9 protein-coding genes are annotated in these 19,749 nt (G+C 42.0%); 8 read left to right on the top strand and 1 reads right to left on the bottom strand.

The features are described 5' to 3' along the window. Positions 1-171 precede the first annotated feature (171 nt). Positions 172-3,075 (bottom strand): right-handed parallel beta-helix repeat-containing protein, encoded by a 2,904-nt coding sequence (locus FIU21_RS11985; protein WP_004358976.1) that lies wholly within the window; start codon positions 3,073-3,075, stop codon positions 172-174. A 1,724-nt stretch (positions 3,076-4,799) separates the two neighbouring features. On the opposite strand from FIU21_RS11985, the gene FIU21_RS11980 reads away from it, so the two are divergent. The 8 genes from FIU21_RS11980 (at position 4,800) to FIU21_RS11945 (ending at position 19,642) form a co-directional block, all read left to right on the top strand. Beyond that, the gene (locus tag FIU21_RS11980; RefSeq protein ID WP_172891275.1) at positions 4,800-6,257 is read left to right on the top strand and encodes an IS4 family transposase; all 1,458 of its coding nucleotides are present in this window, start codon (positions 4,800-4,802) and stop codon (positions 6,255-6,257) included. Positions 6,258-6,411: 154 nt separating this feature from the next. Continuing rightward, entirely contained in the window at positions 6,412-6,918 is a 507-nt protein-coding gene (locus FIU21_RS11975; protein ID WP_004358977.1) for a DUF5004 domain-containing protein, read from the top strand. A gap of 135 nt (positions 6,919-7,053) precedes the next feature. Further along, positions 7,054-8,274, top strand: a complete 1,221-nt coding sequence (locus FIU21_RS11970) for a hypothetical protein (RefSeq protein ID WP_036885748.1) — start codon at positions 7,054-7,056, stop codon at positions 8,272-8,274. Positions 8,275-8,333: 59 nt separating this feature from the next. Further along, positions 8,334-11,270, top strand: coding sequence for a SusC/RagA family TonB-linked outer membrane protein (locus FIU21_RS11965; protein WP_036885749.1), 2,937 nt, complete (start codon positions 8,334-8,336; stop codon positions 11,268-11,270). 39 nt (positions 11,271-11,309) lie between these two features. Beyond that, positions 11,310-12,872 carry a RagB/SusD family nutrient uptake outer membrane protein gene (locus FIU21_RS11960; RefSeq protein WP_004358980.1) on the top strand — a complete coding sequence of 521 codons (1,563 nt, stop codon included), beginning with the start codon at positions 11,310-11,312 and terminating at the stop codon, positions 12,870-12,872. Between the two features lie 494 nt (positions 12,873-13,366). Next, entirely contained in the window at positions 13,367-14,599 is a 1,233-nt protein-coding gene (locus FIU21_RS11955; protein WP_036885750.1) for a glycoside hydrolase family 99 protein, read from the top strand. A gap of 20 nt (positions 14,600-14,619) precedes the next feature. Beyond that, on the top strand, positions 14,620-16,641 hold the full coding sequence (locus FIU21_RS11950; protein ID WP_004358982.1) for a glycoside hydrolase family 97 protein: 2,022 nt from the start codon (positions 14,620-14,622) through the stop codon (positions 16,639-16,641). Between the two features lie 523 nt (positions 16,642-17,164). Further along, entirely contained in the window at positions 17,165-19,642 is a 2,478-nt protein-coding gene (locus tag FIU21_RS11945; RefSeq protein ID WP_004358983.1) for a TonB-dependent receptor, read from the top strand. Positions 19,643-19,749 lie beyond the last annotated feature (107 nt).

Here is a 19,749-nt window from a genome sequence, read left to right as displayed (position 1 = left end):
GAGGTATTGTTTATTGGTAATCAGATGTTTTTTGTCATCCAATCTACTTGCAAAAATAAAACTTTTATTAATAACTACAAAAAAATATCGACTGGAACTTCTATCCAGCCGATACTTTTATGTTCTATGGGTGAGTTTTCATTAGATTACTCCCCATAGGTAGCTATGACATTATCTTACGATAAATTTCTTTCCCTTATGGATATAAAGACCTGGTTTTAGATTCTCCTTGGATGTTGAAACCTTATTTCCTTGTAGGTCATAGTAGGCTTCATCCACAGCTGTCTTACCTGACAAACCTTCGATACGGTTGGTCTGGTTGAGGTTATTCAAGTCGTCTGGAGAATTGACTTCACCTGCTGAGAAGAATCTGATAGCACCCAATGGAATCTTCAATTCAATACTCTTCTTATTAGCGTCGTCACTGCCATTCACCTCATCTCTATAATCATGAGTGTCATTTACCCATGCTGTGAGTGTGTGAACACCATTTGTAGCTGTCCAAGTACTCTTTCCGTTCGTACCACCAGTTGCTGAAAGTGTAATCTTCTGATGTGACTTCAGACCGCCATAGTGCTTATCGTTCCATGTGATAACACTGGTATTGCCATCAATCTGGAACTGAACACCGAGCTTTGTACCTGCTGGTACGTCTCTATCACCTGTATTAACAATCGTCGCAGTGAAGCGTACTTCATCGCCTGGATTAATGGTTTTCTTGTCGAAGGCAACCTTTGTAACAACGAGGTCATAGCCTCCTGTGACAGGAGTATAGTCTCCGTTGTCATCCTTTTCAGCTACATTAAACTTCTTCTCACGGGTGTTGTTGTCTCTTGTTAACTCATCAGTAAGTTTGTTACGATAGTCAGCTTCAGCCTTTACAGTGTGTCCTCCAGCCGTTGCTTTCCATGCTGATTGAGTTGTAAGGATGACGATCTGCTTTGCTTTCAGTCCATTCTTATAGCTTGCAGTGACGTAACTCTCCTGTCCGTCGACAGTCACCTTCACACCGATATTTACACCAGCAGGAATGTCGACATTGCTTACATTCTGAAGAGCAAACTTAAAGGTAACATCGTCTCCTTCCTTTAGTACAGTACTACCTTCGGCATTCTCCCAACGTAAACCTCGTAAAGCGACATCATATCCCTTGATACCTTCCAGCGGATTGACGATACCTCCCTGCTGACTTGTGTCTGCTTCTGGGAAATCAGGTACCTTATACGTAGCGTCACTCAGGTATTCATAACCGATAGCTGCCGCACGTGCCTTGTTATTATCAGTCCATACAGGCCATGTCTGATTGTTCTTAATCTTGTCCTCGCTAACGTTTGCAATCTTAATACCATTGCTAAACTTCACGCCATCGACGTCTAAACGAATCGCACCAGTAGAGTGTTCCCATGTAGAATACTTTGTTGTCTGTCCTGCAAGAGAAGCACCAAGAATCTCTGTGTTCTTAAATTCAATACCTGTTGGGCCTGACATAACACGGATAGCATCGAAAGGAGAGTCATAAATCTTCGTATTATTGAAGACTATATTACGTACACCACCTTTGATATCAATGGCAGCTAAGTCCTCATGCCAGCTGTCATCGTTGGTACCACAGCGCACGAGTATGTTGTTATCAAAGCTAATCTTCTGTGTATTTGTATACTTTGGACCAGGGAATACATCATTCAGATGAATACCCGCAGCCATGAACATATCAGCAATATAGTTGTTATAGATTTTATGACCATCACCACCATAGAGGGCAATACCGCCTGCACGCCAGATAAGTTCAATGGTATTGTAAGCGAAGGTGTTGTTCTTTTCGTCTACAGCACCTATTGTATGATCGTTCCACATTGCCAAACCATCATCTCCGTTGTTACGAACACTGCAGTTATAAACCGTTGCATTAGATGTTCCTTGGCAGAAGTTCACACCGTCAGCGAAGTTATTACGGATACGACAGCTGATAATCTTCAGATCATTGCTATAATCTACTTTACCGTTGTAATCGCCTATCCAGAAGCCACACTCAAAGTGATCTTCCCATACATGATGGATAACACTTCCGCCCTTGAAGACATCCATGAAGCATTTATACACTGCTTGCTGGTTATGACGACTCCTCAGATTAGAGTTGAGGTATAGGTTACAAATCTCAACATTACTGCAATAGTCATCTGGTCCGTGTGAGCCATTACCGCCAGAGATACCTCCTCCGAATGGATTAGGGTTCGTAAACTTAAGGTTGGTATACCACATACCAGCACCAGTAATCTTTACGTCGGATCCAAAGATGTACCAGATACCACTCAATTCGAATGTTCCAGCAGGAATATAAAGCACCTTTGAGCCTGCATCAGCATCCTTCAAAGCTTCTTCAAAAGCCTTGAGATAATCTTTTCCTTTGACATACTTGCGGTATTTTGCATCTGTAACGTTCACCGCACCAGCAGGGCATTCTATCTCTTCAGGTACAACCTCGGTCTCAATGAAGTCTACTCCATAGTCATAACCATTGGCACCAGAACTCTGAATGCGGATTCTATCGCCTGCTCGGAGTGCCTTATTCAGAAGGAAGTGGGTCTCATCAAAGGCAAAACAAGCTGTTCCACCGTCACTTTTATCAGTTGGATTACCACCAGCAAAGTACTGATACATATAATAAGACGTCAGATTGACTGTCTGCACCTTCTTATCATTTACATAGACATCCAACGAACCATTCAATCCCATTCCGTCAGGAGAATCAGGCATTGTAAAGCGTAATGTCACACCATTAGCATCTCCCTTCATAGTCCACTCGGCGTAGGAACCATTAGAAGGAAGGTCAACATACGACTGACGGGAAGCCTGCGAAGCTATCTCCTTACGAGACCAAGTAGGAGAAGTCTTCAATGTTGCGCCTCCTCCAAGCGTTGCTGTCTCAGCGTCGTAACGTGTGTAAGGCATCAAAGCACCCACTCGTCCCTTAGCATCAGCTGACGGGATATTCCAGTCATCAGCGTAAGATGCCTTTGACACCATCGTACCAGACAATAGAAGTGTCAGAGCGATTAATAACTTTTTCTTCATCATATTACTTGATTTTGTTTTTATAAAATGAGTTCTTGAGATTAGATTTGTGATGACAAAAATAGAGTTTTCATACAAGAAAGTAAAGTTAAAAAAGCCAATTCCAAGTATATAAAAGGGTAGTAAAAATTACTTTGCTGATTATCAGTGTGTTACAAATTTATTAATTGAACTTAATACAAATAAAATCTATGGATAGTAATGGGTGAATACGGCTTTTATTGTATTTTTACCTTCAAATAACAATGTTATATTATAGGCTGTAGTTAATTAAATTAAAGTTGCTGATTATTAGCTGTTTATGTGCTGTAATCTTACTTATTACCCTCTGTTTTCTTTATATTTGTAAATGACAAGCTCCTAAAAGTAGTCTTCATAAACATTTTTTTTCGTAATTTCGCTTTCGGAAATGATGATAAATCTTGGTGTTTTCACCTGTAATATAGAATCATTAGGTTTCTTTATTCTGTGTAATGCAGAACAAACAGTTTAATGGATTAAAGTTAGGTTTAGTATAACGAAGTGCAAACTTCAGAATGATATTTGGTATATATATTTGTTATTTGGGTAATTTAAGTAATATAGATTTAATTAGACGCATTTTATAAGTTAATTAAAGAAGATAGAGCTTGTCGTGAGACAGGCTCTATCTTTTTATTTTCTATTCTGCAAATTATGGTTTCGAGATTTACAGAACAGGCTTTTTATGGTTCTTCCGTTAAATCCATAGATTGGAAATAGATAAAGACTAATCCACTTGCATACTATGGTCATCCTAAATTAGATGATCTTACAAAAGGGGATAAACTACAAGATAGGTTTCAATTGATACAATGTTTATCCGCCTTTTACTAACTTCTTATTCCCTTATTACTTGAAGTTTGTAAACTATTTTCGTACACTTCAAAACCAATACATGCTCTTTTGGCTTCTTAAAGACGCCTAATAGGCTTGCAAAAGGTGCCCTTTAAGAGGCTTACTAACGCTCTTTTGAAGTCCAATTAAGCACCTTTTGCTTTACTACTTTATAACTAATTGATTTACTGTTGGTTGCAGACTTGCTTTTTAAGCGTGATTTTATCCTTGTTTATAGCTGTTTTATTAGAATTTATGTAATGATTTTTCAAATCCTTGTCTGTAGATTTTTGAAGTCTTAAAATGAAAAGATTTTCTATGTCGGAGGAGGATAATAGGATAAATAGTCGAGTGTATTAAACCCAAATCAGTCATTAGACCACAATATGTATAATTCTTCTTACTATGGTATTGTTGCCTAACATCTTTTATTTTCTTATCGACATCCTGTTAGTCTTTGTAACTTGACGTAGCCCGCTACACCTGCGTTCCAAAGTCAAACAATCTGCTCGATAATAAAACAAAATATGTTTAGGCTCTAATGACCGAATTGGATTAAATGTTAATAATTGCATCCCTTTTAGCTGAAAATTTGTCGTTTTGATGCTTTAAAAGGTCCAAAAGCGTAATATTCAAGTTATATTATTTATACTTTAGGATGATAAATGGGTATTGATTATCAGTAGTTTATGAAATTTATAGTCGATTTATGTTTATACAATCATCAGTTTTCTTTACTTTATGAATAATGATAACTAACTAAAGTTTCCCACCCTCAAAAAGTTGGCTTAAAATAACAGTTTCTCAATAATTATTGGTAACTTTGTAGTGCTTTATTACATTGATTATCAACAAATTAAAGAGTAACTGTTATGGATGCAAAATTAGACAATTTAAGCGAGATATCCAAGCTTTTAAGTGTTAAAAGTAAGATGAGTAGCGATATTCTCTCACTTTTCTCAAAATTTGGTTTTGGACGTCTGCTCTGTAGGCTTTCTTTGGAGAAACACGATGGTATCTCTGCTGTTCAACAGATTCTTTCCCTTTGTCTTTTCCGTATTAATGGTGAGACGATACACTCCATATACAAGAAGAATTTCTACCATCTTCTCACCACTGGAAAGAACTGCTATTATCGTATGATGGTCAGGCAGGCAATGAATTGGCGTCGTTTGCTTAGCTATACTGTTCTTCGTTTTGAATGCATTCTCCGTAAGAATGGCATTCAGACAGAGAGCGAGAACTCCTGTGTTATATTTGACGATACAACCTTGGAAAAGACTGGTAGGAAGTTTGAGCATATTACCAAGGTTTTCGACCATGTACGAATGAACTATGTCTTAGGCTACAAGCTTCTTTTGTGCCTGTTCTTCGATGGTAAGTCCTCTCTGCCGTTCGACTTCTCCATCCATGAGGAATTAGGAAAGAAAGGGGACGGCGGACTTGGCAAGAAGGCACTCCGCAGCAGATTCTCCAAGAGACGCATGAAAGAGAGCCCAGCGTATGAGCGGAATCAAGAATGCGGTATGAGCAAGATGGACTCCGCCATAAGGATGCTCCAGCGCATGTGGAAGAGAGGTATTCATCCCCATTATGCCTTGGCGGATAGTTGGTTTGCCTGTGAGAAGTTCATTGAGGAAATCAGGAGAGTAGGCAACGGAGCTATACACTACATTGGTCTTGCAAAGATGGGAAAGACAAAGTACTTTGTGGAGAATAAGCGACACAATGCTGCTGAGCTCGTAGCAATGTATGCAAGACGTACCAAATGCTGCCGGAAGTACAAGTGTCAGTACATTGAGTTGAGGGGCTGTCTGGGGAATATACCAGTCAGGATATACCTGATTAAATATGGGCGTCGACAGACTTGGAACATCATGCTTAGTACGGATCTATCGATGAGCTTTGTGCGTGCCTTCGAGTTATACCAGATACGATGGAACATTGAAGTGGTCAACAAGGAGACAAAAGGACATCTCGGACTCGGCTCATACATGGGGAGAGACTTTGATGGTCAGATTGCTGATGCAACGCTCTGCTACATTACATATATCGTGATGTCGTTAGAAAAACGGATGTCAGAGTATGAGACCATGGGTGAATTGTTTGCTGACATGGAAGATGATGTCATGGCACTTACGTTATGGCATCGTGTGCTGAATTGCATAGAGAGATTGCTTGCTGCTCTTTGTGACGTTCTTGGGTTCTCTGTTAGTGAGATAGGGCAGTTAATAGTCACCGACTCAGCAATGCGGAACAACTTTGAGATTATGGTCCAAGCATTGGAAGACAGGCAACAAGAAAAGCTCACAACCGTAAACATATTTTAGACAAGTGTTAACGGCTCACGTTCATGGGTATTCGCAAAGCAGTTTGGTTGAAATACCCATGAAATAGAGGGGTGGGAAACTTTAGTAACTAACTTTGCCAATAAAGAAATAATCAACAAAAATAAATTTTCAATAACTAAAAACAAGATTCACTATGAGAACAATCAGAGGTAATTTGTTCGCTATTGGACTACTCTTTTCTACGGCAATGGCGTTCACGGGATGTTCTACAGTTGATGACGGAAGTTTTACAGCACCGATAACGCTAAGTGAAAAGATTGGCGGTAAGTGGGTTGTTAATTCTGTTGTGCAGACTGATGAGGCGAATGCTCGTACAAAGACATTGACAGACCTACTCGATTTTGACACGTTTGTCATCAATCTAAACCAAGATGAGGCTGGTAATCCATCAACCTTCACGGTAGAAGGTAGTGCACCACTCTTGTTGCCTACAAGTGGCACATGGAAGATGGATTACAATTTCACAAAGAGTGATAACACGCCAAGTCGGCTCCTTCTCAATGACGGAAAGGCTGAGACTGCACTCACTGTAACGGCTGTGCCGGGTAATACGAAGACACTGGAATATCGTTTGACACGCAAGACAAACGGCCAGCCTTTTGTTTCTTACACTTACAATTTGACACAGGCGGTTAAGTAATTTCGGAGCGTGGAAGTTTCAGTACTTATTCTCTTGGGCTTATCAAAGTTTCAAAGTCTTCTTTTTGTAGGACTTTCCTATAAGTTACCATCTTACTTTATTACTTCCTAACTCCCCTAAAATAACAGAATCAATATGAAGAAGATATTATTTGCATTGATGTGCTTGTTCCCCTTGGCATTGTTTGCTGATGGTGTAGAACTACCGAAGGCACCAAAGTGCTGGACAGTTCCTGCTGTCTTCACGGCTGATGAAGAGGTTACTTTCTATTATGATTTGACTGATGTCGGTTTTCAGGAGGGTGTTGACCTCTATCTATGGGCATGGCAGCCAACTGAGCCAGATGCTGGTCATGGTGGCAATTCGTCTGACTTTGCGAAGTTGGAATACGTTGGTAACAACATCTATAAGAAGACAATGGTACCAACACAGTACTTTAACAGCGATGTTTCAAAGTTTGAAGATGATGCATGGCCAGGCTTTTGGCAGCGTCTGAAGACGAAAGATGGTAGTATATGGTCGGGTGTTTTCGCAGCTCCTGACAGCCGTTCTGAGTTCAAGGAGTTTAAGAAATCAGGTGATGGAATCCGTTTCTTCAGTGGCAAGAAAGATAAGGGTTTCACCGATAAGTTCACCTTAGACGAGCCTTTGACGGTAGTTTTCAATCCTGATGTCTATAAGTTAGGTGAGAAGACATTGACAGAATTGGCAAAAGATGCCGACTTCGTAGAGTTTGCTGCACACTCAGGTTTGAACGATTGGACCGTACAACAGACCTTGGATGTATGGCGTCCTGCAGTGTTGGCAAAGACTGGTTTGAAGAAACTTTCTAATGGTTTGTACGTTTGGAATGTAGGTGTTCCAAGTGAATACTATGCTTATAACCCACAAGATGCAGGGCAGGCAGACAAGCCAACCATCCTTGCTGATCCCGATGAAAAGGCAGCTTTTCAGCTTGAAAATATGACTTATCTTATCATAAAGGTCATTAAGGATGCTGCAGGAGCTAACCAGTGGGGTGTGAATAGTGGTGATCAAAAGCAGAAGGCTGGTACGGCTACTCCTTATCCAGACCCTGTTTTCTCTTATTTCCCAACACGTCTAAGCAGTAAGGACATCCTTACGTTGACGCGTGAATACAATGAGCGTACGGCTGGTGACTTGAAATATACTATCGTGGCAGGTACAAAGACGATTACTGGTACTATGCCTGGCGTGCGCGATAAGCGTGAGGCAACACTCGACTTGAACAAGGAGTTGCAGGGTGTGGAAGCTTCTGAACTGAAGGTAACAGTAAAGGATCAGCACGATAAGACGGTTGTTACATCAACAATACCGCTCGTTGTGGCTGATTAATAACGGAAGAGGAGAGAATGATTCCTCGTCTTATTCAATCCATAAAAGCATTAAAATCTATGAAACTAACAATAAAAAATAAACTATCGAGACTCATCCTCTTTGCGTTGATGATGTTCTGTAGTCAGGTATCAGCACAGGACTTCACTGCTACTGGTACGGTATCTGATAGCGGTCATGAGCCACTTATTGGCGCTTCGGTGAGTGTTGTAGGCGGTAAGGTGGGTGCTATCACTGATATTGATGGTAATTTCACTATCCAGTGCCGACAAGGTGATATGCTAGAAATCACCTATGTAGGCTATACAAGTCGTAATGTGCAGGCAGGAAAAGGCTTGAAAATCGTGATGGAAGAGGATGCCAAGACACTTGATGAGGTGACTATCGTGGGCGTCGGATACGGTAAGATGCGCAAGAGCGACCTTACGGGTGCCATTGCCTCAGTCAATTCTAAGGATATGAAACAGGGTGTTATCACCTCTACTGAGCAGTTGTTGCAGGGTAAGGTGGCTGGTCTTTCTATCGTACAAAGCTCTGGAGCTGTTGAGTCTGGTGCTTCTATCCGTCTTCGTGGTGGTACGTCTTTGTCGGCAAGTAATGGTCCGTTGGTTGTTGTAGATGGTATTCCAGGTGTTGATATCAACTCTGTTCAACCTTCAGAGATTGTCAGCATGGATATTCTTAAGGACGCCTCTGCTGCGGCTATCTATGGTTCTCGTGGTGCAAATGGTGTTATCATCATCACTACCAATCGTCAAGGTTCAGACACTGAGGTGAATACTGTTCAGTATAATGGCTATGTTGCCTTAGCTTCTGCAGCCAAAACACTCGACTTACTATCGGCAAATCAGTGGCGTAGTTATGTTCGTTCAACAGGTAATATGAGTGCTTTAGACTTCGGAGCAAGCACCGACTGGCAGAAAGAACTTATGCGTACGGCTATCTCTCATGGGCATAATATCAACTTCTCATCGTCAAAGAAGAAGCATGGATACCGTGCCAGCTTCACTTATAACAATAATGAAGGTGTCATTAAGAACAATACTATGAACCGACTTGCTGGTTCTCTCTCTGCTTATCAGACTGGAATGAATGGTCGTTTACGCTTGGATGAGGGCATCAATACCAACTTTGACAGTTGGCATCCAGTCGATAACCGTATCTTTGAACGCATGACTAACCTTCAACCAACCTTCCCTGTCTATAATCAAGACGGCAGTTATGCTCAATTCAATGGTACTAACACTGAGAATCCAGTTGAGTTAAACAATAACAGAACTGAAGATCACAAACGTCATCGCTTCTTAGGCTACTTGAAGGCAGAGCTTTCTCTCCTCGAAGGATTGGTTGCTACGGTCAATACATCCTATGAATTCAACTCTGTTAAGTCGGGCTTATACAAGCCTACTTACGCTCGAATGGAGGGACAGAGTGAGCATGGATGGGGTCAAAGAATCTATGATGACTATACAAATAAGCAGTTAGAACTTTACTTAACATACGATAAAAAGTTCGCAGACATCCACCATTTGAATCTTATGGGTGGTTATTCTTACCTCGATAACACCTATGAAGGCTTCAGCTCAACACGCTCTGGCTTTGATTCTGATGCTTTCGGATATAACAACTTAGGTGCAGGAACAGACCACAGACAGGGAGATGTGGGTTCTTATAAGGGTGAATCAAAACTCATTTCGTTCTTTGGTCGTGTGAACTACAGCCTGATGGACTGCTATATGCTTACTGCTACGCTGCGTAATGATGGTTCTTCTCGCTTCGGTCAGCACCATAAGTGGGGCGTATTCCCTTCTCTTTCTTTGGCTTGGCGTATCTCTGAAGAACCTTTCATGGCTTCAACACGTGAGTGGCTCGACAACTTAAAGCTTCGTGCAGGCTTCGGTGTGACTGGTAATCAGAATGGTATTGGCGAATATAAGTCGCTTTCTATCCTCTCTGCAGCAGGTTCTGCCTACTACGATGGGACTACGGGAACATGGAAGAACTCCTACACACAGATTCAAAACCCTAACCCTGACCTCAAATGGGAGTCAACAGCACAGTGGAACCTTGGTGTTGATTTCTCTCTATACAATAGATTGAATGGTACGTTAGAACTTTACTATAAGAAGACTTCCGACCTCCTTTGGACTTATCCAGTGCCACAACCTCCATACCTTGTGGGTACGATGTTGGCGAATGTTGGTGACTTAGTAAACAAGGGATTTGAGCTTACTTTGGGTTATAAAGCAGTCCGTACGAAGGATTGGACACTTGATGCTAACCTCTCTCTTGCCTACAACCACCAGGAGATTACGAAGCTTTCTAACGACCAATATCAGGCAGTAGGACTTCAAGCAGGTCCATTGCACAGTGTTCGTGGTATGTCAAACACCTACGCACAGGTCATCAAAGAGGGCTTTCCAGCAGGTGCCTTCTGGGGTCCTCATTGCACAGGAATCTCAGACGACGGCAAGTATATGCTTGAGAAAGACGAGAATGGAAAGGTGAAAGAAGGCTATTTAGGCTCAGCAATGCCTAAGTGGAACCTTGGTCTTTCACTCAATGCAACATGGCGTGACTTCGATGCAAGCGTAGCTGCTTATGGTATGTTCGGACAGAAGGTACTGAATGTTAGCCGCATGGTGATGTATGATCCAACACGCTTCCCATCACAGAACACCCTCGACGACTTCATGAAGAGCGGTATTACTGATAATCCAACTTTCTCTGATTACTTCATAGAGAATGGTGATTTCTTCCGTCTACAGTCTATCACTTTGGGTTATTCTGTTCCGATGAATGCAGTGAAGAAGATGGGTCTTAGTCGTCTACGTTTCTATGTGACAGGCGAAAACCTCTTCTGTATTACAGGCTATAAGGGTATCGATCCAGAAGTAAGTGTACCAGATAACGTACTGAACTCACCTGGTATTGACTTCTTCAACAGTTATCCACGACCACGCACTTTCTCATTGGGTGTGAACATTGGCTTCTAATCTTACCGTAACATTCAACATTATAAGAACATAATTATTATGAAACGATTGAATATTAGCATATCAAATATCCTTCCTGGACGGAAGACTTGGTTAGGAGTAGGACTGCTCTTAGCAATGGCTTCCTGTACTGACCTTAACGAACAACTTTACGATAAGGTGTCGCAGGATGACTATGGCAAGACTTCTTCTGAGGTAGCAACTATCGTTGGAGGTGCTTACGCTACTCTCCGAGGCTATGGTTCAGGTACTCCTGAGGGTGCAGGTATCATCTGTTATCCTACTTGTGAGTATGTCTTCTTCACACAGGAGTGCTCAAGTGATGAAGCATGTATCCCAACCCGTGGTACAGACTGGTATGATGGTGGTCGCTATCAGCAGTTCCAACGCCACAACTGGGACGCTAAGAACTCTGGTATCCTCTCTGTTTGGCGATATAACTTCACAGGTGTTTCAAAGGTGAATGCCATCATCTATCAGGTAGAACAGAGTGGACTGACCACAGAGGATAAGCAGAAAGTGGAGGCAGAGTTGCGTGGCTTGCGTGCTTACTACTATTACAACCTGCTCGACTGCTTTGGAAACGTACCTGTTGTGACCGACTTCACGCAGAAGGAACTCCCAACAAATACTCCGCGTAAGGATGTCTTTGCCTTCATTGAGAAGGAACTTAAGGAGATTATCCCACTCTTGCCTTCTGGCATTACCTACGGTCGTTTTACCCAGAACGTAGCCAATACGCTCTTGGCACGACTCTATCTCAATGCCGAGGTGTTTACTGGTACGGCTCGTTGGCAGGACTGTCTTGATGCTTGTAATAAGGTTCAAGGCTATTCGCTGACTGCAAATTATAAGGCAAGTTTCGCTATTCAGAATGAGAAATCTCCTGAAATCATCTTTGCAATACCTTACGATCACAAGCAGGGAACCGTAGGTAACTATCTTGCAAGTATGACCTACCACTATAATCAGAAGTTGGCTTTCGATCCAGCTGGCGTTTATCAGTGGTGTGGTAACGGTATCTGCGCACAGCCTGGACTCTACTCATCATTCGATGCGAAGGATGTACGTCGCCAAAGTCTGCTCATCGGTCAGCAATATAGTGCTAAGGATGGTTCTGAAGTACTGATGGATGATGGCTCACCATTGAACTATACGGAGGAGATAGATAACTTTACTGATGCCGCTAAGAATGCTGGTGCACGTCTGAACAAGTACGAATGGAGTGCTAATGACTCTTGGGAGCGCGACAACGACTGGGTACTAATGCGCTATGCAGAGATTTTAATGATGCAAGCAGAGTGTAACTTCCGTTTGGGTTACACCTCAACAGCACTCACTTATATCAATCAGATTCGCAAGCGTGCAGGCCTTGACGACCTCACAACGCTCACCCTCGACGATCTTGACACAGAGTGGAAGCACGAGTTTGTATTTGAGAATTTGCGCCGTACAACCAACATCCGCTTTGGAACTTACTTCAAAGCGTGGTGGGAGAAGCCAGCCGATCCTGCCGACAAGCATACAGGTATCTATCCAATTCCACAAGAGGAGTTGAGCAAGAACCCTAACTTAAAGCAGAATCCTGGCTACGAAAGTTAATTTTTGATGGGTTTAGTGTTATAAAGATGCCCAATGGTACGGCAGGAATTTTAGGTCCATGCAGTTGCCATTGGGTTTTAAAGGCTTTATTCGATAGGTTTTAAACAGAATGAAAGGACCTACTTACTTCTAAGAAAACAGCCCCTTTTATGATGCAACAACCCATGTAATATCAAGTTAATAACATGACTTTCTCCTATAGAAAAGCTGTCTGTGGCAAATTACTTTCATGAAAAAAAACATTTTTCATCGTGAAAAGAAATATTTATTATCATGAAAATAATTCTTTTTCTTCATGAAAATAATTCGAGAAAGATGCCTCTTTATGTGGTTGAAGTTCTTCTTTATGGTATTTAAAGTTTATCTTTGTACTTACGAAAGGATAGCTTTTGCATAGCAGCAGAAAGTAGGATAGCGGTATCAATATAAGAAGTAGGAATCTTTCTGCACCAGCTTTGGGAATAGGAAAGTCAGCTAAGAGAACATTAAACAAGATGAAGTTGAAATTAGTATTTACAATTGCAGCTGTCTCAGGATTGCTTTTTGCGTCTTGTGCAGACAGCTATGAGGGTGCACCTAAGAAGCCTGAAGGCAGTCAGCAGACTACGCAAGTCGTGCCTGTTGCCGTTACGAAGTCAAACACTATGCAGGTGTATGCACATTATATGCCTTGGTTTGAGACGACCACATCCAACCCTAAGAACGAAGGAAAGTGGGGTTACCACTGGACAATGAAGAACTGTGACCCTAACAAGACCGATGCTAATGGCAAAAGACAGATAGCTTCACACTATTATCCACAGACGGGTCCTTATGCAAGTGGCGATGAGGCTGTGTTGGATTATCAGTGTTTGCTGATGAAATATGCCGGCTTAGACGGTGTAATGGTCGACTGGTATGGCGTTAATAGTGATAATTCTATCGCCTTACATAAGTCGAATACTGAAGCACTCTTCCGTGCTTTGAAACGTGCAGGGCTCAAGATGAGTGTCGTTTATGAAGACAGAACACTCGAAGGAGTGACAGATAAGGTTGGAACAGTACGTCAGGACTTACGTTATTTAGCTGAGAACTTCTTTAAAGATGATAGTTATGTGAAAGTTGAGGGTCGTCCATTGTTATTAGACTTCGGTCCTATTCAGATGGAATCGCCAAAAGACTGGTATCGTAGTTTCTCTATCCTCACTACAAAACCAATGTTCCTTGTACTGGAAGGAAAGATGGGTAGTGTCAATAATGCTACTTATTCAGACAATGCACAAGGTGTTTATACATGGGTGAATCCTAATCCTAACTATGCTATAGCTAAGGGTTATAAGTGCTTTGTAGGTGGTGCTATGCCTGGTTTCTGGGACTATTACAAAGAAGGTGAGGGCGGTACAGGTTATCAAACCTACAATGCTGAGAACGGAGCGTTGTTCCAGCGACAGCTTGATGCAGCCCGACAGGCAGGTCTGAAGTATCTGCAAATAAGCACATGGAACGACTATGGCGAGGGAACTACTATCGAACCAACCTTGGAGTATGGGTATAAATACCTCCTCATGTTGCAGAAGTTCACCGGCGTAAGCTATCAGCAAGCCGACTTAGAACTTATCTATCGCTGGTATCAAGCACGTGTTGCACAACCTAATAATGCGAAGGTAAAGGAGGCATATAACGCCCTTGTACAATTGAAGACAGGTGAGGCGAAAGCCTTACTTGATGCTGTTAATGGTAAGAATTAATATTATTAAAATCTCAATAAATGAAAACAGAACGTTTTAAAAATCTCTTTTTAGTGCTGTGCTTTGCACTCCTTCCAATGGCAATGATGGCAAAGCAGGAAGCTACGGTAAGTTCACCTTCGGGCAATCTGACGCTGACAGTGGGTGTTGATAATGCTGGACGACCTTATTATTCTTTGCGTCGTGGTGGCGAAGTAATCCTTCTCCCTTCAGCTTTGGGAATGAAACTGAAAGATGGAAGTCTTGATAGTGACTTCCGTGTTGTGGCTTTTGCAAGAGCTACAAAGGACGAAACGTGGCGCCAACCATGGGGAGAAGAAGTCGATGTGCGCAACCATTATAACGAGTTGACTATGAAGTTGGTACAGAAGAAAGGACAGCAGCGACAGCTGAATATCGTCTTCCGTATCTTTGACGATGGTATGGGCTTCCGTTATGTATTCCCAGAGCAAAAGCAGTTGAAGGACTTTGTCATCATGGATGAGACTACAGAATTCTACTTTAAGGGCGATCCAGAGGCTTGGACATTGCCTTATGATGCTGGTTACTATGAGGGACTGTGGACAAAGGACAACTTGAGTAAGAAGGGAAAGGTATGCACTCCGGTTACTATCGAGGCGAAACCAGACCTTTATATGATGCTTCATGAGGCGAATCTGACAGATTATTCTTCGCTGAACGTTAAGCCTGTAGAGACAAAAGAGGGGAATGTAAGATTGAAGGCTGAGTTGGTTCCATGGTCAAATGGCGACTTGGTACGTGCAAAAGCTCCTTTCGTCAGTCCTTGGCGTATGTTGTCAGTGGAGAATAAGGTGGGCGGTTTGATTACAAACCGTGTCATGTTGAACCTCAACGACCCTTGTAAGATTAAGGATACATCATGGATTACAACAGGAAAGTACGTCGGTGTATGGTGGTCTTACCACATGCAGACAGCAACGTGGGCTCCCGGTCCTAAGCATGGTGCCACAACCGAGAATACAAAACGCTACATTGACTTTGCTGCACAGCATGGTTTCAAGGGCGTATTGGTTGAAGGTTGGAACTATGGATGGGAAAACGACTGGGGTAAGGAAGGTGATAAATTCAACTTCACAAAGGCTTATCCTGATTATGACTTTGAGGGATTGCAGAAGTATGCACTGTCAAAGGGTGTCTCACTCATCGCTCACAACGAGACAGGTGGTGCTGCAAAGAACTATGAGAACCAGTTAGAAGAAGCCTTCTCTCTTTATGAGAAGATGGGCATTAAGGCTGTTAAGACGGGTTATGTCAATAATCTAATGGACGATAAGGAGCACCAGCACTCTCAATATGGTGTGCGTCACTATCGCAAGGTGATAGAGGCTGCAGCCCGCCACCACATTATGGTGGTTAATCATGAGCCTGCTATGCCAACCGGTTTACAGCGTACTTATCCAAACCTTATCGCCAGTGAGGGTGTAAGAGGACAAGAGTGGAATGCTTGGGACGGCAATGGTGGCAATCCTCCTTACCATCTTTGTGTAATTCCTTTCACTCGTCAATTAGCTGGACCGATAGACTTCACACCAGGTATCTTTAATCTTGAAGGTAAGGTTTTCCCTAATACGCACCCACACACAACACTTGCTAAGCAGTTGGCTGAGTATGTTGTTATTTACACGCCATGGCAGATGGCAGCCGACGAAATCGAAAACTACAAGGACCAACCAGCCTTCGCTTTCATCGAGGCGATGCCTTCTAACTGGCAAAAGACTGTGATTCCAATGGCGGAGATAGGGAAGTATATTGTTACTGTACGTAAGGATCGCGACAGTGAGAACTGGTTTGTTGGAGGTATGAGTGACGAGAATGCACGTGATATCAAGTTGAAACTCGACTTCCTTTCACCCGGAACAAGCTACAAGGCTATCATCTATAAGGATGGTCCTGATGCTGAATACGATAAGAATCCTTACTCTATGACGATCGAACAGCAGGTGGTTAACAACGAAACTGTACTCAACTTGCACTTGGCTAAGAGTGGTGGCTTTGCTATCCAGTTGGTTTGTTTGAAGTAAGAAAATACTTTCCAAGATGATTATCAAGCCTTGATGACAAGATTATCGGGGCTTGGTAATCATCTTCTTTTTGTACTATTGGGCAAATGTCTATCTTTACGAAGTTGGTCATTAACGGCTTATTATATCTCTTACCACGCCAATAATGATTCTTCTTAATGCTTTTCAATCTTCGTGTTGATATCCCGCACATAATGTGCGGAGGGTTAGCACGAGTGGTGCGGAGGGTTAGCACCAATGGTGCGGAGGGTTAAACACGATGTAATACGTTGTTAGTATAGTTATTGTATATCATAGAAATAATAAGAAAGAATCCTATTTTAAGTTGTTTTTTTACTTTTAAACTTGTGCTATCAGATTATTTTTGTTAGTTTTGCATTGTATAATGCGCACATAGATTAGATAGTAAAACACTACTGCTTAGGTGATTGATAATGATTTTATTGATATTGTTTGTCGTAATGGGAAACAACCTTATATATTACATCTATATCATCTTTTCAGCCGTAAAAACATAGAGAATATGAAAATTAATAGATTAATCGTTACTTTGGGTATGATGGCTATTGCCATAACCGCACATGGTCAGACCTCAACTATATCGGGTGTATTACTCGATTCTTTGACCCATGAGGGCGAACCATACGCCACTATCAGAGTCTACAAAGGTAAGAAAAGCGAAACACCAGTGGCTATGTCGGTGACAGAAAAGGACGGAAAGTTCTCTCAAAAGGTAACAGGACAGGGCAGTTATCTCGTTTCTTTTACTTCAATGGGACGTAAGGAAATTCTGCGTAAGGTACAACTTACGGCAACAGGTGGTACTATCAACCTTGGAAATCTCCTTGTACAAGACGATACAAAGCAGTTGAAAGATGTCGAGGTTGTGGCACAAAAGCCGCTGGTAAAGATGGAAACCGACAAGATGACCTACGATGTTCAGAGTGATAACGATGTCAAGACAAACACCGTACTTGATATGTTGCGTAAGGTTCCGATGGTAACAGTGGATGGACAGGATAATATTACTGTCAATGGACAAGGTTCCTTCAAGGTCTATGTGGACGGAAAACCTAACGTAATGTTCTCTTCTAATCCCTCACAGATATTCAAAGCAATGCCTGCTTCGGCTGTGAAATCTATCGAAGTAGTCACAAACCCTGGTGCAAAATATGATGCAGAGGGTGTCGGTGGTGTGCTGAATATCATTATGAACACTGGTGATGGAAAGAGTAAGGCAAAGATGAACGGATATAATGGCAGTGTAGCTCTTACCTTAGGCAACAATGGTTCTCGCACCACAACCTTCTTTAGTGGACAGCAGGGAAAGCTCACCTACAGTGCCAATGTCATGGGAGCGAAATTCAAGTCAAACGGAACAGAAACCGAAATGCGCCGTACTTCGTCTGATGGGTCTGCTATGTCCTATTGGCAAAAGGGCAATACAAAAATCAATTTTACGATGGCTAACATCAGCTTAGGCTATGAACTCGATTCGGTGAGTAATATTGGTGCTACGTTCGGTTTGACTGGTTACGCGATGAAGAACGATGGTCACCCTACGACAACCTTCTCTGGTGGAGCCTATGGTACTGGCTTTACGTATGGCAACGAGATGACGATGGAGAATAAAAACAAGTCATTTAATGGAAGTGTAGACTATCAACGCTTTTTCAATAAAGAACGTACAAGCAGCCTAACACTAAGTTATCTCTTCACAACTTCCCCTGCGGAGAACAATAACCGACGTATTTATGATGCTTTGCCAGCAGGTGTGACGATTCCTTTATCCGACCTTTATTCAACAGCAAAGACACGTGGAACGGAGCATACTGTGCAGGTTGACTTTACGACTCCATTAGGAAAAGGGCAGACATTGAGTACTGGTTTGAAGTTTATCTCTCATCGCAACTCGTCTGATTCTAAGTTCTATGACATCACAGGAGGCACTGAAGTCTATAATGCTGCTAACAGTGTGAACTACAAGAACACACAGAGTATCTTGGCTGAGTATGCTGAGTACAGTGCAACTATGGGTAAATTTGGAGCAAAGGCAGGTTTACGTTATGAGCACACGTGGGAGAAGGTGCACTTTATCGTTGGTTCTGGTTCCGACTTCAAGAAGAATTATGGAAGTCTTGTTCCCTCTGCCAGCTTCACCTATAATATCTCTGGTGGTGTCAATTTAGGCTTGAATTATAACATGCGTATCAGCCGCCCGGGCGTTAGTTACCTCAACCCATACATTGATCGTTCTAACCCAACGGTCTTGAGTTATGGTAATCCAGACCTATCGGTTGAAAAGAGCCACAACGTTAGCTTAGTATTCAATTACTTTACACCGAAGTTTATGATGAACATGACACTCGGTGAAGCTTTTGCCAACAATCAAATTGAGCAGTATTCGTTTATGAACGGAACTGTATTGAATACTACCTACGGCAATATCGTACGTAGCCGTTGGACCAATTTCAGCACATTTATGAACTATGCTGTCACCCCTAAGACACGTATCATGCTCAATGGAAGCTTTGATTATGGAGATATTCGTTCCCAGCAGTTGGGCGAATACAACCACGGCTGGCAAGCAAGTGCATTCTTGGGCGTACAACAAACCTTCCCATGGAAGATAAATTGGAGTGTGTTTATGGGTGGACTGACAAAGAAATACTTATTGCAGGGACATAATGGAGGTTTTAATATGTTCACATCAACCCTCTCAAAGAGTTTTATTAAGGACAAACTCAACCTTAGTTTTATGTACTTTGTACCTTTGACTGGAAAGATGCACATCAAGCAATACAGCCATGGTGCTAATTTTGAGAACCACATGAATATCACGATACCAGCACAACACGTGGCATTAACCCTCACTTGGAACTTTGGAAACACTAAAAAGCAGTTCCAAACACACAAGAGTAATATTTCAAATGACTTCCAAGAGAAGAAGAATGACCAACAAATGAATGGTGTTGGAATGGGTGCTGGCACTGGTATGTAGTCCTATTTCCGAATTATTTTCATGAAAATAAATATTTCTTATCATGAAGAAAAATATTTCTTATCGTGAAAATAATTCTTTTCGCTCATGAAAAGAATTCGTAGTTG

The organism is Prevotella melaninogenica (assembly GCF_013267595.1).
Lineage (GTDB): Bacteria > Bacteroidota > Bacteroidia > Bacteroidales > Bacteroidaceae > Prevotella > Prevotella melaninogenica_D.
This window is presented reverse-complemented; position numbering and strand designations above follow the sequence as displayed.